Here is a 19,308-nt window from a genome sequence, read left to right on the forward strand (position 1 = left end):
ACCTGGCTTAACAGCTCGCCGACGGTCGGATCACCGGCCACGTCCACCCGCAGCACCAACGTGTTGACGAAGAATCCAACCAAATCGTCGAGCGCGGGGTCGTCACGACCGGCGGTCGGAAAGCCAAGCACCACATCGGGGCTCGCGCTCACGCGCGAGAGTAGCACCGCCAACGCGGCCTGGACCACCATGAAACTCGTCGCGCCGCACTCGCGCGCCACGGCGCGCACCCGCCGCTGCAGCTCCGCGGGCCAATCCACCACCACCGTGTCCCCGCACTGATCGGCCACCGCCGGATACGGCCGATCCGTCGGCAACTCCACACGTTCGGGAATCCCGGCCAGCGCATCCTGCCAATACGCCAACTGGCGGGTGATCGGACCGCAGCCATCCTCAAGGTCACCAAACTGTGCCCGCTGCCACAACGTGTAATCCGCGTACTGCACCGGCAAATCAGCCCAATCGGGGGCGTGGCCCTGCCGTCGCGCCTCATACGCCGCGCTGAGGTCCCGAACCATCGGCGCCAGCGACAACGCATCAAAGGCGATGTGGTGTAGGACGATTCCCACCACATGCTGGCCTGCACCGACCGAGTACACGCGCACACGAATCGGGATGTCCGTCGACAGGTCGAACCGATAGCCGGCGAGCGCGATCAACTCGGCGGTCACTTCGTCCTCCGGCAACGGCACCACCGCCGCATCCCCGCGATGCCACATGCCGCGTTCGGCCGGCAGCACCCGCTGGAACGGGACACCGCCAGTGTCCGGAAACACGGTTCGCAGGGATTCGTGGCGTTCGATGACATCGTCGAGCGCACCAGCCAGCGCCTCGAGATCCAACGGCCCGCCGATTTGGAACGCGGTGGGCATGTTGTAGGTGGCGGCGCGGTCCTGCCAGTGCGCCAGGAACCAAAGTCGGCTCTGGGCAAACGACAACGGAATCACGGACGGCCGGTCGCCCGCCACCAACGGTTGACGCGCGGTTCCGTCCTCGGCGAGGTGGGGTGCCAACAGCGAGACCGTGGGCGCGTCAAACAGGGTGCGCAACGAAAGGCGGGCATTCAACGACTTGTTGACGGCGGTGACGAGACGCATAGCCGACAGCGAGTCGCCACCCAAATCGAAGAACGACTCATCGACGCCGACCCGCTCGAGCCCCAGCACCTGCGCGTAGGCGTCGGCCAGCACCTCTTCCACGGCGGTGGCCGGCGCGCGAAATCTATTGGCATCGGCGAATTCCGGTGCCGGCAGCGCCCGGGTGTCGAGCTTGCCGTTGACCGTCAGCGGCAGCGCCTGCAACACGACGATGGCCGCGGGGACCATGTAGCCGGGCAGCCGCTCGGCCAGCTCGGCGCGCGCGGCGTCCGGGTCCATTGTCCCGGTGACGTAGCCGACCAGGCGCTCGGCCCCGGGTTGGTCTTCGCGGGCGATCACGGCCGCCTGATCGACGCCGTCCAGCCCCGCCAGTGCGGCCCGAATCTCGCCGAGTTCGACTCGGTAGCCACGGATCTTGACCTGCTCGTCGGCGCGACCGAGGTAGTGCAGCTGCCCGTCGCTGCCCCAGCGCACCAGGTCCCCGGTGCGGTACATCCGGGTTCCGGGTGGCCCGAACGGGCAGGCGACAAAGCGTGACGCCGTGAGGCCCGTCCGGCGCCAATAGCCGACGCCCACACCACGGCCCGCCACATACAACTCGCCGACCACGTCGACCGGCACCGGCCGTAGCCAGCCGTCGAGGACGAACAGCGCCGCCCCCGGCACCGGCGCGCCGATCGGCGGCGCACCCGAGCCCGGCGCCAGCGGCGCGCTCCTGGACGCGCACACCGTGGTCTCGGTGGGGCCGTAGCCGTTCACCATTTCCCGTCCCGGCGCCCACTGGTCCACGATCTCGCCCGGGCATGCCTCGCCGGCGACCAATAGCGATGCCGCCACCAAACTTTCGGAGGGTAGAACCGCCAAGGCGGAGGGGGTTTGACTCAACACGTCGACCCGCTCGGCCTCCAGCAGGGCTCGGAGCTCGTCCGGTGAGCCGGCCACCGATTCGGGGACCACCACCAGCCGCCCCCCGAACAACAGCGCACTCCAGATCTCTTCCACCGAGGCGTCGAACGCCAACGAATGCCACTGCGCCCACGCCCGTCCCGGGTGATCCGAGTAGAGCGATCGCAAGAGCTGCGTCACGTTCTGATGAGTGACCGCAACACCCTTCGGCTCGCCAGAGGTCCCGGAGGTGTAAATGAGATACGCGACATCGTCGGCCGAGGGCGCGGACAACGTGGTGGCGGTCCGGGCCTCCACCGCCGGATCGGCGATGTCGATGACGGTCACCGCGCGCCCGTCCACCACCCGCCGCAACTCCGCGGTCGTCAGGACGGCGACGGGGCCGGCGTCGGCCAGCATGAACCCGATTCGGGCCTGCGGCAGACCAGGATCGATCGGCAGGTACGCCGCACCGGTTTTGAGTACCGCAAGCATCGCCGTGACCGCGTCGGCGCACCGGGGCAACAGCAGTGCTACGCACCCGCCCGGCCGGGCCCCGCGTTCAATCAGACGGTGCGCCAATCGGTTAGCGGCCTCGTCGAGCTCCCGATAGGTCATCGAGCGGCCGTCGAAGGTCACCGCCACCGCCTCCGGGGCCCGCGCCACCTGGCCGGCGAACAACTCCGGAATCGTCGCCGGCACCGCGGGCCGGGTCAACACCGCACGGTTGCCCCAGCTGTCCAGGCGCGCGGCCTCCTCGGCGTTGGATGGGTCGATCGACAGCAGACCGCGCGCCGGGTCGGCGGTCATCGCCGCCAGCACCCGCCGCAGCCGCTCCGCGATGTCCGCGACGGCAAAGTCCGGGAATTGTTGTCCGGCGCCTTCGATGCCGAACAACAGGTGGTCACCGACGGCGGAGAAGAACAATCCCAAGCCGTCGGCGAGGCCCGAATTGGTGTACGACGCCGACGCCGACAGGCCGGCGAAGTCCAGCGCCATCGCAGCGGGAAGGAAGTTGATGCTCACTCGCTGGGTGAACTGACGGGGATCGCCGGGCCGGGCTTTGCGTTCCAGCGCGCCTACCGGAAAGCGCTGATGCCGCAGCGCTTCCCGAATTCTGGTGTCGACGTGGCGACAGAAATCGCTCACCGTTGCTTCCGGCGCAACGTTCAAGACCAGCGGAACGACGCCGGAGAGCATTCCGGGAAGGGTCTTGGACTCCGGGGAAACCCGCCTACTCACCGGGAAGTCGAGCACCACCTCCGAGCGGTCACCGCACCACGCGCGCATCAACAGGGCGCACGCGGCGGTGATCACCGACGAGCGGGGCATATCCCACGCGTGCGACAGCTCGTCGACGCGGCGGAGGACCACCGGATCGAGCGCAACCGGGGCGGAAGACCGGTATGGGCCGCGCTCACCGCCGTCGCGCGCGAGCCTGTCGAAAACCGTTGTCGTTGGCAGGTGTTCAGCCCAATAGTCCCGATCCTCCAGGTAATCGGTCGAGGCCTCGTATTCCGCCTCGGATCTGACCAAGTCCTCGAGCGAGCCGAAGAACGGCGGTGGCATCGGTGCACCCGCCATGACAGCGGAGTAGAGGGTGGCGATCCGATGGCCGATCAGCGCAATGCCGGAGGCGTCTACGACGATGTGGTGACAGCAAGTGAACCAATAGAATTCGTTGGATGCGGTTTGAAAGAGCGCGAATTTGAACAGCGGCCCGGTGAGGGGCATGGGCGCCCGCTGAATCGATGCCGCGATTTCGCGGGCCTCCTGCACGGCGTGATCCGAGCCGCGCAGGTCATGGAAAGCGAGCTCGACATCGGGCTCATCGATCGTCTTCTGCAGAACCTGGCCGTCCTCGGCGAAGAACGTGGCCCTGACGGGCTCGGCCTCGCGCAGCGCTCGGCGGATCGCCCACTCGAGGGGCTTCCGCTCGACCCGGCCGTCGATTTTCACGAACAGGCCGAGTTGCCAGTCGGTCGCGGAGCGGCCCGTTTCCTGGGCGAGCCAGATGTCCAGCTGTCCAGGTGTCAGCGGAAGTCGGCGCTCGTCGGCTTGCATCGATGTGCTCGACATCAGGCGACCTCCGCGGGCGCGAGCTTCTCGCACAGCAGGGTCGCCAGACCACGGATCGTGATGGTGGAGATGTCAGCGGATGGGATGCGCACCCCCGTTTCGGATTCGATGCGGGTGCGCAGTTCGAGCGCACCGAGTGAGTCCATGCCGTATCCGGAGAGCGGGCGGTCGGGGTCGACGCTGCGGCGCAGGATCAGGCTGACCTGGTCGGAGATCAGGCGGCGCAGCGAGGTTGGCCATTCATCCAATGGCAACCCGTCGAGTTCGGCGCGCAGCTTGCTTGTGCCCGTCGGGTTCCCCGTGGAGCGGAACGCTTCGGCGAACGGGCTGCGCTCGGCCACGAGCTGCAGCCATGAGGAGCCGGTGACGGGCGCGTACCCGGTGTAGGCGCGGTCGTGGCGGAGCAGCGCTTCGAATGCGTGGGCGCCCTCGTCGGGATGGATTGCCAGGTCGGAACTTTCGGCCAGGGCGGTGGCCCGCCCGATCTGGGCCCAGGGGCCCCAGGCGATGGTGGTGGCCGGCAGGCCCTGAGCCCGCCGCCAGTGGGTGAAGGCGTCCAGCCAGCTGCTGGCCGCGGCGTAGGCGCCCTGCCCCGGGGAGCCCACCAGCGCCGCGGCGGAGGAAAACGAGCAATACCAGTCCACGGGTTGGCCGGCGGTGGCGGTGTGCAGCTGCCACGCGCCGTAAACCTTTGGCGTCCAGCCACGTTCGACGATGTCGCCGGTGATGTTGCCCAACGTGGCGTCCTCCACAACCCCGGCCGCGTGGAGCACCCCACGCACCGCAAGGCCGGTGTCGGTCGCGGCGGCGACAAGACGCTGCGCGGTGCCGGGCTGGGCGATGTCGCCGCACTCCACCGCGACGTCGGTACCGCTCGTCCTAATGCGCTCGATCGTCTCCAGTTGATCCTGCGTCGGCTGGGATCGCGAGCACAGCACGATGCGGCCGCAGCCGGCGGCCGCCATCTTCTCCGCCAGGAATAGCCCCAGGCCCCCGAGCCCACCGGTGATGAGGTAGGCGCCATCGCGTCGGAAGACGGGGACCTGGGCCGGCGGCACCACCACCCGGCGCATGCCGCTGTGGGGTACGTCGAGCACGAGTTTGCCGATGTGCCGGGCGCCCTGCAGCATGCGAAGGGCGCTGTTGGCTTCGGCAAGCGGGTAGTGCGTGCCGCTCGGCGTCGGGAGCGCGCCGTCCGCGATCAGCCGGTACACCGTTGTCAACAGGGCCTGTACGTGGTCTGGCTGGCTGGCCGCCAGCAACTTGAGATCCACGCTGTGGAACGCGAGGTTGCGCGCGGGGAATTGGCCCAGGCGGGCCTCGTGCCCGCTGATGTCGATGAATCGCCCTCCGGGCGCGAGCAATTCGATTCCGGCCCGTTGGACGGCGCCGGGAGCCGAGTTGAGCACGATGTCCACGCCGTACCCATCGGTGTCACGGCGTATCAGCTCGGCGAAAGCGGTGTCTCGCGAGTCGTACACGTGATCGATGCCGTTGTCGCGCAACAGTTCCCGCCGTGCCTCGCTGCCGGCGGTGGCGAAGACCTCGGCGCCCGCGGCGCGGGCCATCGCGATCGCCGCCTGCCCGACCCCACCGGTCGCGGAGTGGATCAAAACCCGATCACCGGCCTTCATGCGGGCCAGCTCGTGTAATCCGTGATACGCGACGGCGTGCGACGTCGGAATCGCCGCCGCCGCTTCGTCGGACAGCCCGGCCGGCAGGGTGACCGCCAGGCGCGCGTCACAGGTGACGAAGGTGCCCCAACAGCCCCCGGCGCACAGACCCCCGACGCGATCGCCCACCTTGGGCCCGACGACGCCGGGGCCGACCGCGGTCACCGCTCCGGCGAAATCGGTACCCGGAGGCCGCCGCGGGTCACCGTTCAGCGCGGCCGGCAGGTCGGCGTAGTTGATTCCCGAAGCGCTGACCGCGACCTCTATCTGACCCGGCCCGGGCGAAACGCGTTCGCAGGAGACGAGTTCCATTGACCCGAGGTCGCCGGCGGCGCCGATTTGCAGACGCATCCCGTCCTGCCCGAGGTCGGCGACGGAGGTGCGCCGCTCCTCGGGCCGCAGCGGGGCGGGGGACAACCGCGCCGTATACCAGGTGTCCTCTCGCCACGCGGTCTCGTCCTCGTCCGACCCGCTGAGCAGTTGCCGGGCCAGGTGCTCGGGGTCGGTGGTTTGGTCCACGTCGATCTGCGTGGCGCGCAGGTGCGGATTTTCGGTGCCGATCACCCGCACCAAGCCGCGCAGCCCGGCCTGCTCCAGGTTGGCCACGTCGCCGGCCACCACGGTCTGGGCGTTACGCGTCACCACGTAGAGACGCGGAAGGGCCGCGGGGAAGTCCGCGAATTCGCGGGTGATGCGGACCAGATGCTGCACGGATTCACAACCCAACCGCGGGGATTCGCCATCGGTCGCATCGGTTCGCGATCCCGTCAGCACCACCATTCCGCTGAATCCGCCGCGGCGCAGTTGATCGCGGAGCTCCGTGGCGGCCGCGACGTGATCGGCGCCAGCTGGCCAGCACATGGTGATGCATTGCCCGCCAGCGCGTTTCAGCGCATCCGTCAAACCCAGATCGCTGGCGGTGTTGACCAGCAGCCAGGTCCCGGCGCTGGCGTACTGCGCCTCGGGCAAATCCCGCTGTCGCCATTCGATGCTCAGCAACCGCTCCGCCAATAGGCGATCGTGGTGCTCGGCGCCGGATGCCCCGGTGCCCAACCGCAGCCCTTGCAACACCAGGAGGGTCACCCCATCCCCATCGAGGATGTCGAGGTCGGCCTCCACCCCGGAGAGGTCGGCTCTGGTCACCCGTGTGTAGCAGTAGCGGGCGGTCTTGGCCGCGCCGTGGGAACGAATCCGTCCGATGCCGAGCGGCAGTGCCAACACGTCCTGGCCCAGGGCCTGCACCCGCGGGTGCGCTGCGATCGACTGGAAGCACGCGTCGAGCAACGCCGGGTGCACCCCGTAAGCCTGTTGTTGTGAACGGATTTGGCCGGGCAGGGCGACCTCGGCCAGGACGGTTTCGGTCTCCTGCTCACCGGTGTGCAACGCGATCAGGCCGCTGAACGCCGGGCCGTAGCGAACACCGCGCCGGTCCAGGCGTGCGCGCACCTCTGCGCCGTCCTCGCGGCGCGGGTGGGCGGCGAGCAGCGCGGGCACGTCGCGGGTGGCCGGTCGCTGGTCGGCGGCGGCGCGCAGGACCGCCGTCGCATGGGGCCCTTGCTGTTTGGTTTCGACGGCGAATCGGACCGTGCCCGGCGACGAGACCGTCGCCGAGGCGCCGACGGTGGTCTGCTCGTCCAGCAGCAGCGCCTGTTCGAAGCGCAGGTCGTGCACCTCGGCGGGGTCACCGAGCACGGTGCGCGCGGCGGCCAGCGCCATCTCGCAGTACGCCGCCGCGGGAAGCACGGCGACGTCGCGGATGTGGTGATCGCCCAGCCACGGCTGGGCGGCGGTGCCGACCTCGGCCTGCCAGACGTGGTGTTCGGGTTCCTCCAGGAGGCGCACGTGCGCGCCCAGCAGCGGATGGACCGCAATGGTGCCGCCCCGCGTCGACGGTTCCCGCTCACCCCGGCCCAACAACAGCCGACGGTGGGTCCAGGTGGGCAACGGCGCATCCACCACCCGGCCATTCGGGTAGAGCACGGAGAAGTCGACCGCGGCGCCCGCGCTGTGCAGCTCGGCCACGAAGCCGCGCAGCCCGTGCGGCATCGGCTGGCCGCGGCGCATCGCGGCCAGCGCGGCCAGCGGCATGTCGAGGCTGCGGGCGGTCTGTTCGATCGCATGGGTGAGCAGCGGGTGCGGCGCCAGTTCCGCAAAGACCCGGTACCCCTCCTCGAGGGCAGCCCGGACCGCCGGGGCGAACCGCACCATCTGGCGGAGGTTTTGCACCCAATACTCGGCGTCGCACACCGGCCGCTCGCGCGCGTCGTACAACGTCGCCGAGAAGAAGGGGACGTCCGGCGGCATCGGGCGCAGCTCCGCGAGCGCGTCGGCCAGGTCGTCGAGGATCGGATCGACCTGCGGGGAGTGCGAGGCGACGTCGACGGCGATTTCGCGGGCCATCACGTCGTGTAGCTCCCAGGCCGCGACCATGTCGCGGACCGTTTGGGTGGCACCGCCGATCACCGTGGACTGCGGCGAGGCCACCACCGCCACCACGGCGTCGTCGACGCCGCGGGCGACCAACTCCGAAAGCACTTGCTGGGCAGGAAGTTCCACCGACGCCATCGCGCCGGCGCCGGCGATGCGGGACATCAGCCGCGAGCGCCGGCAGATGACGCGCGCCCCGTCCTGAAGCGATAGGGCCCCGGCGGCGACGGCCGCGGCGACCTCGCCCAGGGAATGCCCGATGACCGCGCCGGGGTGCGCGCCGTACGCGCGCAGGGTGGCGGCCAGCGCGACCTGCATGGTGAACAGGGTCGGCTGAACCCGATCGATACCGGTGACGGCCTGCGAGCCGGTCAGCGCCTCGGTCACCGAGAATCCCGACTCATGGGCGATCAGGGGCTCGGCCGCGGCGACGGTCGCGGCGAAAACCGGCTCAGCCGTGAGCAATTCAGCGCCCATCCGGTCCCATTGCGAGCCCTGCCCCGAGAAAACCCACACCGCGCCGCGGTCGTCCTGGCCGGTCACGGCCGGGCAGGGACTGTCGCCGGCGGCCATCTCACGCAAGGCCTCGATGAGCTCCGGGCGGCCGCACGCGATGACGGCGTCGCGCACCGGGCGGTGCGCGCGCCGACGCGCCAGCGTGTAGGCCAGGTCCGGTAACTTGACGTCCTCGCGCGCCGCCAGCCAGTCGGCCAGCCTGCTTGCGGTGTGGCGCAGCTCCCCGGCCGAGCTCGACGACAGCGGAAACACCAGCGGGGCCGCCCTCACCGGCTCGGGCGAAAGGACCTGATCGGCAGGGGGTTCGGGCGCCTGCTCGACGATGACGTGAGCGTTGGTTCCGGACAGCCCATAGGAGGACACCGCCGCCCGCCGGGGATGCCCGCCGCTGCGGGGCCAGGGGGTAATCGATTGCGGCACGAAAAGATTCGTGTCGATCGCGGCCATCTCGTCGGGCAGGCTGGTGAAGTGCAGATTCTTCGGCACCACGCCGTGCTGCACGGCCAGAATCGCCTTCATCATGCCGATCGGGCCGGCCGCCGCCTGGGCATGCCCGAGATTGGTCTTGACCGCGCCCAGCGCACAGGGGCCGTCCGCACCGTAAACCGCTGCGAGGCTTGCGTATTCGACCGGATCACCGACCGGCGTTCCCGTGCCGTGGGTCTCCACCATGCCGATGCTGCCGGCGTCGACGCCGGCGGCGGCCAGCGCCGCCCGGTACACCGCGGTCTGCGCGGCAACCGACGGGGTCGCGATGTTCACGGTGCGGCCGTCTTGATTGGCGGCGGAGCCGCGGATCACGGCCAGGACGCGATCACCGTCGCGCAGCGCATCGGACAACCGCTTGAGTAGCACCACCACACAGCCTTCGGCGGAGACGAATCCGTCGGCCGCGACGTCAAACGCGTGGCATCTCCCGGACGGGGACAGCATGCCTTCCGCCGAGCCCGCCACGAACTTTCGCGGATCCAGGATCACGGTGGCGCCGCCCGCGAGGGCGAGGTCACTTTCCCCGTTCCCCAGGCTCTGGCAGGCCAGGTGCACCGCCGTCAGCCCCGACGAACATGCGGTGTCCACGGTCACCGCCGGGCCGTGGACGCCCAACGCGTACGCGATGCGGCCGGACGCCAAACTGAAGCTGCTGCCCGAGAATCCGTACGGACCCTCCACGGCGTGCGCGTCGGCGGCCAGCAGCTGGTAGTCGCCGTGCGTCAAACCGACGAACACCCCGGTGAGCGATCCGGCCACGGTCTCGCGCGTCAGCCCGGCGTGTTCCATTGCCTCCCAAGAGGTTTCCAGCAGCAATCGGTGCTGTGGGTCGATCGCGACGGCCTCGCGCTCGGTGATCCCGAAGAAGTCGCAGTCGAACCCGGCGACGTCGTCGAGGAACGCGCCCCACTTGGTCACCGAGCGACCCGGCACCCCCGGCTGCGGGTCGTAGTACTCCTCGGCGTCCCACCGGTCGGGGGGCACCTCGGTGACGAGGTCATCCCCGCGTAGCAACGCCTCCCACAACCGTTCGGGCGAGTCGATTCCGCCCGGCAGTCGACAGGCCATGCCGATGACAGCAGTGGAAGTGGCACCCGCTGGCTCCACGGCCGTTCACCCTCTTCTTATCCGACGGGGCGGTACGAGCGTTCGAGCCCAAATCGGTTGGTGGATCCCCGCCGTTCGTGCTCTCGCCGTGCTTTGCTCGTGACCTTCCTAAGCAAATGGGCACCGTTCTCCACCGACAGAGCGGGCCGCCAGTGCGCGCGGGAGTGACCCGATGCCCGCGAAGGCCACGCTCCCGTTTGCCGCCCCAGCAGTGGACGCGTCCGGCCCGCTAATTTCATCCGGCCTTGCCCAGCCTCGAAGCCCTGTATCCCGGTGGCCGCGCCGGGGCGGCCGCTGCCGCTCCTTCGTCGCCCCCGATATTCAATTCGGCCGGGCGCGGCGCACGCACGCAGCGAGGATGGGCGCGTTCTCGCCCATCCGGCAGGTGGCCGAAGCCTCGGCGAAGCCCCGCCCCGCCCCGTCCCGCGCCGGTTGTCACCGGCCGCGACGAGCGCGTTGTCATTGTCGTTGTCGACAGAGTGACGATCATCGGTTCTCCCACACCGCAAGTCGACATGCGTGCAACAAACCATACATAAGGTCACCTGGGCGCGCGCCGCGTTGAGGCAAATTCCTCGCTGCGATCAGTGTGTTAGCCAGGTGTTAAGCCGGGATTGGTCGGACGGCCCGGCGGAGAACCGCTTCCGAGGCGGGCGCTCTACTGCGCCTGGCCCTGGGAGGCCAGGAAACCGGCGACGCCGCGGACCATCGCGTCGGCGTATTTCTGCCGGCCCTCGGCCGACTCCATCAGCGCAGAATCGGCGGGGTTCTTCATGTTGCCGCACTCGACCAGGATCGACGGGTACTGCGCCAGGTTCAGCCCGGCCAGGTCCGACCGCCCGTACAGCCCGTTTTGCCCGATGTAGTTGGCCGGCGGGATCCCGGAGGCCTGCATCTGGTCGCGCATGATCCGGGCGTATTGCACCGACGGGCCGGCCTGCACCTGGTTGAGCGGCGGGGCGGAGTAGTTGACGTGAAATCCCCGGCCCGACGCCGGTCCGCCGTCGGCGTGGATGCTCAGAACCGCGTTGGGGTGCAGCGCGTTGGCCATGTTGGCGCGCTCGTCGACACAGGGCCCCAGGCCGGTGTCGTTGCCCCGCGCCATCGCGGTCCGGACGCCCAGGGCGTTCAACGCCGCGCGCACCCGCAGGGCGGTGTCCCAGGTGAAGGTGTGTTCCTGATAGCCGCTGTTGGTCGACGTCCCGCTGGCCTGGCAGTCCTTGGTTCCGCCGCGGCCGGTGGGCACCTGCCGGTTGATGGAGGCGTCGTTGGAACCGTTGTGGCCGGGATCGATGAAGACCACCATGCCGGCGATGTTGGACGGGACCGCCCACGCGGCGGGGGGCGTGGCCGGGGTGATCGCCGCCGAAGCGGCAACCAGCACACCGATGACCAACCTGATGCCGACACGCCTGCTCGCTCGTAGGTCCACGGCGCAAAGGTAGCCTCGCGCGGTCTACGCTGGGGGTTTCGAATCGCCGGACACCCGCAGGCGAAACCAACTCGAGACCAAGATGCGAGGGGACTGTCATGCAACCCGGAGGCGACATGTCGGCGCTGCTCGCCCAGGCGCAGCAGATGCAGCAGAAGTTGATGGAAGCCCAGCAACAACTCGCCAACGCCGAGGTGCACGGCGAGGCCGGCGGTGGCCTGGTCCGGGTGACGGTGAAGGGCAGCGGCGAGGTGGTCGCGGTGCAGATCGATCCCAAGGTGGTCGACCCCGGCGACGTCGAGACGCTGCAAGACTTGATCGTCGGGGCCATGTCCGACGCCTCCAAGCAGGTCACCCGCATGGCGCAGGAGCGGCTGGGGGCGCTGGCCGGCGGATTCGGCGGGCCCCCGCCGGGCCAGCCACCGGCGCCGGCGCCGGGGCTTTAGATCGTTCATGTTCGAAGGACCCGTCCAGGATTTGATCGACGAGCTCGGCAAGCTGCCGGGTATCGGGCCCAAGAGCGCCCAGCGCATCGCCTTCCACCTGTTGTCCGTGGAACCGCCGGACATCGACCGGCTGACCGCGGCGCTGGGGAAGGTGCGCGACGGTGTGCGGTTCTGTGCGGTGTGCGGCAACGTCTCCGACAACGAGCGCTGCCGGATCTGCTCGGATCCGCGTCGGGACGGCTCCCTGGTGTGCGTCGTCGAGGAGCCCAAGGATGTGCAGGCCGTCGAGCGCACCCGAGAGTTCCGCGGCCGCTACCACGTGTTGGGCGGTGCGCTGGATCCGCTGTCCGGGGTGGGGCCCGAGCAGCTGCGGATCCGCGAGTTGCTGAGCCGGATCGGGGAGCGGGTCGACGGCGTCGACATCACCGAGGTGATCATCGCGACCGACCCCAACACCGAGGGCGAGGCCACCGCCACCTACCTGGTCCGGATGCTGCGCGACATCCCGGGGCTGACCGTCACCCGGATCGCGTCCGGCCTGCCGATGGGCGGCGACCTGGAGTTCGCCGACGAACTCACGCTGGGTCGCGCGCTCGCCGGCCGCCGGGCGATGGTCTGAGGTCGCTCAGGACTTGGTTAACCGGAACGGCCGAGTGACGGTCGAGCCCGGACCGCCGCCACACCCGTCCGACGTGGTCGTCCGACCCTCACCGGCAAGCGACACGGCGTCGAAGCTGTAGTCGACGGTTGCCGGGACGGAGGCTCCGTTCGCGCACGGCGCCTGCGTCGCGCCGCTGTGGGTCCAGCGTCCGTTCGCGAGGTCGAACTCCCAGCTGATGACGAACGTCCCGCCGTCCTGCGAGGTCGCCAGCGTGCAGTCCGACCCGCACGGGGCGAACATCCAATTGGTCGACTTGTCGCTGTCGGTATAGAGCACGGTGTACCGGCCGCTGGGCACCTCCGGGGCGGCGTGCGCGGGCACCGGCGCGATCAATGCGGCTGCAACCAGCAGGGCGCCGCCGCCCGCCAACGCCGGCCGGCTTCCTCTGGCGATGTCTTTCCTCACTTCAGCGCGCCCCCAATCGCTCCCGGCGTAACAACTCCACCTCCGGCAGGTCCAGCGGCGCCAGGTCGCCCACCACCTTGCCCAGCAACAGGTCGGCCAGTTCGGGGTTGCGGGCCAGGCACGGCCCGTGCATATAGGTGGCGACGACGCTGCCCTGCACGGCGCCGTCGAAGCCGTCGCCCGCCCGGTTGCCCGCGCCCTTGGTCACCGCGCCCAGCGGCGCCGCCGCGGGACCGAGAACCGTGCCGCCCCGGTGGTTCTCGAAACCGGTGAGCCGTTGGGTCAGCCCGGGCAGCAGCGGCTTGGTGATCAGCTCGCCGATGGTGCGGGCATCCTGCGGCGAGGTGGTGGCGTCGAGCATGCCGACGCCGTCGACCCGTTCGCCCGCCGACGTCTCATACCACTGGCCGAGCACCTGGACGGCCGCGCAGATCGCCAGCACGGGCGCCCCCCGCTCCGCGGCGCGCTGCAGCCCCGGATGTTTGATCAGGTGCCGGGTGGCCAACCGCTGCGCGTAATCCTCCGCCCCGCCCAGGGTGTAGAGGTCCAGCGAATCCGGCACCGGGTCGGCCAGCGTGATCTCGACGATCTCGGCGGGGATGCCCCGCAACAGCAGCCGCTGGCGCAGCACCAGCGCGTTGCCGCCGTCGCCGTAGGTGCCCATCACGTCGGGCAGCACCAGCCCGATCCGCACGGTCGAGTCAGCCATGGCGCGCCAACGCCCGTTGCAGCTGCAGGAAGGCGGTGTAGTTGGCGACGACCTCGACCCGCCCCGGCGGGCAGGACGCGATGGCCGCCACGGTGTCGTGCACCAGCGTGTGCTCGACCCCCGCGTACCCGAGGCGCACCGCCAGGTCGGTGCCGCGTTCGCCCGCCGCGACGACCGCTGTCTCTTCGAAGTGCTCGAAGCGCACGTCCCACAGCCAGGACAGGTCCTCGCCGTCGGGCACCTGCCCGTTGACCGAGATCACCACCCCGGCCGCCTGCTTGTCGACCATCGACAGCGCCTCCTGCCAGCCGGCCGGGTTCTTGGCGAGCAGGATTCGCGCCTCGTGCGCGCCCACCCGGACGGTCCGGTAGCGGCCGGCGACCTCGTCGACGCCCGAAACGGCGGCCACCGCCTTCGCCGGGTCGGCGCCGAGCGCGACGGCGGCGGCGACGGCCTGGGCGGCGTTGCCGCGATTCACCGCGCCCGGCAGCGCCAACCGCATCGGCAGGGCCAGCCCGTCGGGCCCGTACAGCGTTTCGTCGTCGAACCACCACTGCGGGCTGGGCCGCTTGAAGTCGGCACCGGTCGAGTACCAGTGGCCCTGGTCGCGGACGATGACCTCGCCGCTGCGCGGGCAGCTGACCGAGTCGTTCGCCCAGGAGCCGCCGGCGGCCACCCACACCACGTTCGGGCTGTCGTAGGCCGCGGACGTCATCAGCACGTCGTCGCAGTTGGCGACCACGACCGTCCCGGGGTGCCGGGCCAGCCCCGCCCGCAGCGTGCGCTCGATGACGTTGATCTCGCCGACGCGGTCCAGCTGGTCGCGGGACAGGTTGAGCAGGATGATGACGGCCGGCTCGACGGCGTCCGAAACGTGCGGCACGTGCATCTCGTCGACTTCCAGGGCCGCCAGCGGCGCCGCGCGGTTGGCCGCCAGCGCCGCCACCAGCCCGGCGTCCATGTTCGCGCCCTCGGCGTTGGTGGCCACCGCGCCCAGCGTGCCCAGGGCGGCGGCGGTCATCCGGGTGGTGGTCGACTTGCCGTTGGTGCCGGTGACGACGACGGTGCGGCGTCCGGCCGCGAGCTGACGCAGCACCGAGCGGTCCAGGGTCATCGCGATCAGGCCACCGATCATGGCCCCGGCCCCGCGACCGGTCACCCGCGAGGCCCAGCGCGCGCTCGCTCCCGCGGCGAGGGCAAGGCGTGCACGGGCGGTAACCACCCGGGCAGTTTAAGGGCGATCGCGAGCGCGGTGCAGAGCGCCGGGCGCTGCGGGTCGCCCTCATCGGCTAAGGGCGATCGCGAGCGCGGTGCAGAGCGCCGGGCGCTGCGGGTCGCCCTGATCGAATTCAGCGACCGACACGGCGGCGCAGCGACCAGGCGATGTCGGTCGGACGTGCCATCCTCAATTCATGAACCGGGTGTCCTGGGGGCGGCCGGCCAGCGAGCCGGACGGGGGCTGGGCCGTCATCGACGTCGAGACGTCCGGCTTCCGGCCGGGCCAGGCGCGGGTCATCAGCCTGGCGGTGCTCGGTCTCGACGCCGACGGCCGCGTCGAACAATCCGTGGTCAGCCTGCTCAACCCCGGCGTGGACCCGGGTCCCACCCACGTGCACGGGCTCACCGCCGCCATGCTGGAGGACCAGCCGCAGTTCGCCGACGTCGTCGACGACGTGATCAAGGTGCTGGACGGCCGCACGCTGGTGGCGCACAACGTCGCCTTCGACTACGCGTTCCTGGCCGCCGAAGCCGAGGTCGCCGAGGCCGAACTTCCCATCGAATCCGTCATGTGCACGGTCGAGCTGGCCCGACGGTTGGACCTCGGCATCGACAATCTGCGGTTGGAGACGCTCGCGGCGCACTGGGGCGTGACCCAGGAACGGCCGCATGACGCCTTCGACGACGCGATGGTGCTGACGGGTGTGCTCGCCTCGGCGCTCGAGCGGGCGCGCGAACGCGACATCTGGCTGCCGGTGCACCCGGTGACCCGCCGCCGCTGGCCCAACGGCCGGGTCACCCACGACGAGCTGCGCCCGTTGAAGGTGCTCGCCTCGCGGATGCCCTGCCCGTATCTGAACCCCGGGTTGTATGTGTGCGGCAGGCCCCTGGTCCAGGGCATGCGGGTGGCCCTCGCGGCCGAGGTCGGCCGCACCCACGAAGAACTCGTCGAGCGCATCCTGCATGCCGGGCTGGCCTACACCGACGCCGTCGACGGCGAGACGTCGCTGGTGGTGTGCAACGATCCGGCGCCGGATCAGGGCAAGGGCTACCTGGCCCGCCAGCTCGGGGTGCCGGTGATCTCCGACGCGCAGTTCATGGACGCCATCCGCGTCGTCCTCGGCGGCACCAGCATGGAGGAGTTCACCGACACCACCGAGGTTCACCAGCAGCTCGCGCTGTTCTGAGGAACCCCTTGTACCACTACGCCTGTAGTGCTACCGTTGCGGCATGAGTACCACTACAGATGTAGTACATAGGCGTTCGTGGTGGGCGTCCTTCCGCCGGCACGGCTATTTCTTCCGACCCGCGGCCATGCTGACCATCTCGCTCGGGTGCGCCCTGCATCTCTACCGGGTGATCTTCGGCGACGCCCTCACCCTGCAGCACGCCGCGACGCTGACCAACGACCGGATCCTGCTGGTGCCCATGACGTACGCCGGCATCACCGGCATCCTGGTATGGCGGCGCGTCAAATTTTCCAGCAACCGGCACCGGACGCTGTTCACCGCATCGGTGGTCTACATCGCCGGCAGCGTGCCGCTGCACATCTACCTCGACTACGTGATCAAGGACCTGAAGTTCGTGACCTGGTTTCCGATGTGGTTCAGCTATCTGCTGCTGCTCGTCGTCTATCCGGCGTTCCTGACCATGTTCTGGCGACTGCGCTTGCAAGACTGATGCCGCCCAACCCGGAGCGCCGCGCGCAGTTGCTCGACGCTGCGATCGACATCCTGGCCGACGTGGGCGTCGGCGGGCTGACGCATCGCCAGGTCGACGACCGCGCCGGCCTGCCCGCCGGGACGACCTCGAACTACTTCCGGACGCGCCAGTCCCTGCTGGAAGCCACGGCCGCCCGCACCGTCGAGTTGCACTGGCGGCGCGTCGAAGCCCTGCGGGCCGCGATCGGATCGCTCACCCGCGACGGCGTCAAAGCGCTGATGACGCAACTGCTTTCGGTGCCCGACGAGCAGTTCCGCCGGTTCACGCTGGCCCGGTTCGAGCTGTTCATGGAGGGCACCCGCCGGCCCGAGTTGCGGCCGTTCCTGAAGGACCTCCAGGTAGCCGCGGTGCAGAGTGCCACGCTGATCTTCGAGGCGGCGGGCTATACGCCCGAGCCCGAGCAGATGGAGGAGCTGAGCCGCCTGCTCAACGGCTACGTGTTCAGCAACCTGACCATCGGGGGCGCACCCGGCGACCCCGCCGGCCTGGTGGACCGGCTGCTGGGGACGTACTTCGACGGCTAGACCCGCGACGCCCGGTTGACCGCCGACACGACGGCGCGCAGCGACGCGGTCGTGATCGACGGCGCGATGCCGACGCCCCAGACGGTGCGGCCGTTCACCGACGCCTCCACGTACGCCGCGGCCTGCGCGTCGTCACCGGCGCTCATCGCGTGCTCGGAGTAGTCCAGGACCGCGACGTTGAACCCGACACTGTCCAGCGCGTGGACGAACGCGGCCAGGGGGCCGTTGCCGGCGCCGCTGATCTCGGTTTCCTTGCCGTTGACCTTCACGGTCGCCGAGATCGTGGTGGTGCCGCTGTCCTCCTCCGACGCCTCGACCCGCTGTTTCATCCGTTCCAGCGGCCACACCGGGGCCAGGTACTCCTCGTAGAACGCGTCCCACATCTCCTTGGGCGAGACCTCGCCGCCCTCGCCCTCGGTGATCTTCTGGATCGCCTGGGAGAACTCGATCTGCAGCCGCCGGGGCAGGGCCAGGCCGTGGTCGGACTTCATGATGTAGGCCACGCCGCCCTTGCCGGACTGCGAGTTGACCCGGATCACCGCCTCGTAGGTGCGCCCGACGTCCTTGGGGTCGATCGGCAGGTACGGCACCTGCCACAGCATGTCCTCGACGTCGGAGTCCGCGGCGTCCGCGTCGATCTTCATCTGGTCCAGGCCCTTGTTGATGGCGTCCTGATGGCTGCCGGAGAACGCGGTGTAGACCAGGTCGCCGCCGTAGGGGTGACGCTCGTGCACCGGCAACTGGTTGCAGTACTCCACCGTGCGACGAATCTCGTCGATGTTGGAGAAGTCGATCTGCGGGTCCACGCCGCGGGAGAACAGGTTGAGCCCCAACGTCACCAGGCACACGTTGCCGGTGCGCTCGCCGTTGCCGAACAGGCAACCCTCGATGCGGTCGGCGCCGGCGGCGAAGCCCAATTCGGCTGCGGCGACGGCGGTTCCGCGGTCGTTGTGCGGATGCAGGCTCAGGATGACCGACTCTCGGTTAGCCAGGTTGCGGCTCATCCACTCGATCGAGTCGGCGTACACGTTGGGGGTGGCCATCTCCACCGTGGCGGGCAGGTTGAAGATGATCGGATTGTCGGGCGTCGGGGCGATGATCTCGCCGACGGCGTCACACACCTGCCTGGCGTATTCCAGCTCCGTTCCGGTGTAGGACTCCGGCGAATACTCGAAACGCCATTGGGTGCCAGGGTATTTGGCGGCCTCCTCGACGCACTTGCGGGCGCCGTCGGTGGCGATGGCCTGCACCGCGGCCCGGTCGGCGCGAAACACCACGCGGCGCTGCAGGATTGACGTCGAGTTGTAGAAGTGCACGATGGCGCGCGGCGCGCCCTCGCACGCGGTGAAGGTGCGCTCGATGAGCTCGGGGCGGCATTGCGTCAGCACCTGGATGGTGACGTCGTCGGGAATGGCGCCCTCGGTGATGATCTCGCGGACGAAGTCGAAGTCGGTTTGACTGGCCGACGGGAACCCGACCTCGATCTCCTTGTAACCCATCCGGACCAGCAGATCGAACATGCGGCGCTTGCGGGTGGGGCTCATCGGGTCGATCAGCGCCTGGTTGCCGTCGCGCAGGTCGACCGCGCACCACAGCGGGGCGCGGTCGATGACCCGCTCGGGCCAGGTGCGGTCGGGCAGGCGGATGGCTTCGACTTCCTCGGCGAAGGACCGGTACCGGTTGACCGGCATCGCCGAACCGCGCTGCGGATTCCACGCGGGCTGGCCGGGCCCCGGCGGGCCCGCGGGTTTGACGATCGATCGGGTCGAGGTGAAGGAGTCGGGATTGGAAGTCACGGTATTTGCTCCGGGGGTGTCAGAAGGAACCTCAGACCGGCGCATCGCGAACACCCGCGACGGGAGGCCGGTCTGGATCAGACCCCGTCGCGGCGTCCGAGGAGGAGCACCCGCTGCACGAG

General features: G+C 69.7%; 12 protein-coding genes. 5 read left to right on the forward strand and 7 right to left on the reverse strand.

Annotation, left to right across the window (positions count from 1 at the left end):
* The 3 genes from A5680_RS11755 to A5680_RS11765 all read right to left on the reverse strand — a co-directional run.
* On the reverse strand, positions 1-4,046 hold a 4,046-nt coding region (locus A5680_RS11755), incomplete at its 3' end, for a non-ribosomal peptide synthetase (protein ID WP_156675079.1).
* Between the two features lie 14 nt (positions 4,047-4,060).
* Positions 4,061-10,273: a type I polyketide synthase gene (gene pks2 / locus A5680_RS11760; protein ID WP_067819412.1), complete on the reverse strand. Its 6,213-nt coding sequence runs from the start codon at positions 10,271-10,273 to the stop codon at positions 4,061-4,063.
* 658 nt (positions 10,274-10,931) lie between these two features.
* On the reverse strand, positions 10,932-11,705 hold the full coding sequence (locus A5680_RS11765; RefSeq protein ID WP_082970344.1) for an Rv3717 family N-acetylmuramoyl-L-alanine amidase: 774 nt from the start codon (positions 11,703-11,705) through the stop codon (positions 10,932-10,934).
* A 98-nt stretch (positions 11,706-11,803) separates the two neighbouring features.
* Here A5680_RS11765 and A5680_RS11770 point away from each other — a divergent pair, with 98 nt between their 5' ends.
* Positions 11,804-12,151, forward strand: a complete 348-nt coding sequence (locus A5680_RS11770) for a YbaB/EbfC family nucleoid-associated protein (protein WP_055399844.1) — start codon at positions 11,804-11,806, stop codon at positions 12,149-12,151.
* A 7-nt stretch (positions 12,152-12,158) separates the two neighbouring features.
* Positions 12,159-12,770 (forward strand): recombination mediator RecR, encoded by a 612-nt coding sequence (gene recR / locus A5680_RS11775; RefSeq protein WP_067819418.1) that lies wholly within the window; start codon positions 12,159-12,161, stop codon positions 12,768-12,770.
* A 6-nt stretch (positions 12,771-12,776) separates the two neighbouring features.
* Here recR and A5680_RS11780 read toward each other — a convergent pair whose 3' ends face one another.
* Genes A5680_RS11780 through A5680_RS11790 form a run of 3 tightly spaced genes read right to left on the reverse strand, consistent with a single transcriptional unit; the run spans position 12,777 to position 15,148 of the window.
* Positions 12,777-13,217, reverse strand: coding sequence for a hypothetical protein (locus A5680_RS11780; protein WP_082970345.1), 441 nt, complete (start codon positions 13,215-13,217; stop codon positions 12,777-12,779).
* A gap of 1 nt (position 13,218) precedes the next feature.
* Positions 13,219-13,926: a type 1 glutamine amidotransferase gene (locus A5680_RS11785; RefSeq protein WP_055399850.1), complete on the reverse strand. Its 708-nt coding sequence runs from the start codon at positions 13,924-13,926 to the stop codon at positions 13,219-13,221.
* Positions 13,919-15,148 carry a Mur ligase family protein gene (locus tag A5680_RS11790; RefSeq protein ID WP_067819421.1) on the reverse strand — a complete coding sequence of 410 codons (1,230 nt, stop codon included), beginning with the start codon at positions 15,146-15,148 and terminating at the stop codon, positions 13,919-13,921. Before A5680_RS11790 ends, A5680_RS11785 begins: the two co-directional genes overlap by 8 nt.
* A 190-nt stretch (positions 15,149-15,338) precedes the next feature.
* Between A5680_RS11790 and A5680_RS11795 the strand changes: the two genes are divergently transcribed.
* The 3 genes from A5680_RS11795 to A5680_RS11805 are packed head-to-tail and all read left to right on the forward strand — an operon-like array spanning position 15,339 to position 17,390.
* Complete coding sequence (locus A5680_RS11795) at positions 15,339-16,331, forward strand: DEDDh family exonuclease (RefSeq protein ID WP_067819423.1); 993 nt, start codon at positions 15,339-15,341, stop codon at positions 16,329-16,331.
* 43 nt (positions 16,332-16,374) lie between these two features.
* Positions 16,375-16,824 carry a hypothetical protein gene (locus tag A5680_RS11800; protein WP_067819427.1) on the forward strand — a complete coding sequence of 150 codons (450 nt, stop codon included), beginning with the start codon at positions 16,375-16,377 and terminating at the stop codon, positions 16,822-16,824.
* Complete coding sequence (locus tag A5680_RS11805; RefSeq protein ID WP_067819430.1) at positions 16,824-17,390, forward strand: TetR/AcrR family transcriptional regulator; 567 nt, start codon at positions 16,824-16,826, stop codon at positions 17,388-17,390. Before A5680_RS11800 ends, A5680_RS11805 begins: the two co-directional genes overlap by 1 nt.
* Here A5680_RS11805 and leuA read toward each other — a convergent pair.
* Positions 17,387-19,186 (reverse strand): 2-isopropylmalate synthase, encoded by a 1,800-nt coding sequence (gene leuA, locus A5680_RS11810; protein ID WP_067819433.1) that lies wholly within the window; start codon positions 19,184-19,186, stop codon positions 17,387-17,389. The genes A5680_RS11805 and leuA overlap by 4 nt on opposite strands.
* Positions 19,187-19,308: the final 122 nt, after the last annotated feature.

It is taken from the genome of Mycobacterium sp. E2989, from assembly GCF_001667595.1.
GTDB lineage: Bacteria > Actinomycetota > Actinomycetes > Mycobacteriales > Mycobacteriaceae > Mycobacterium.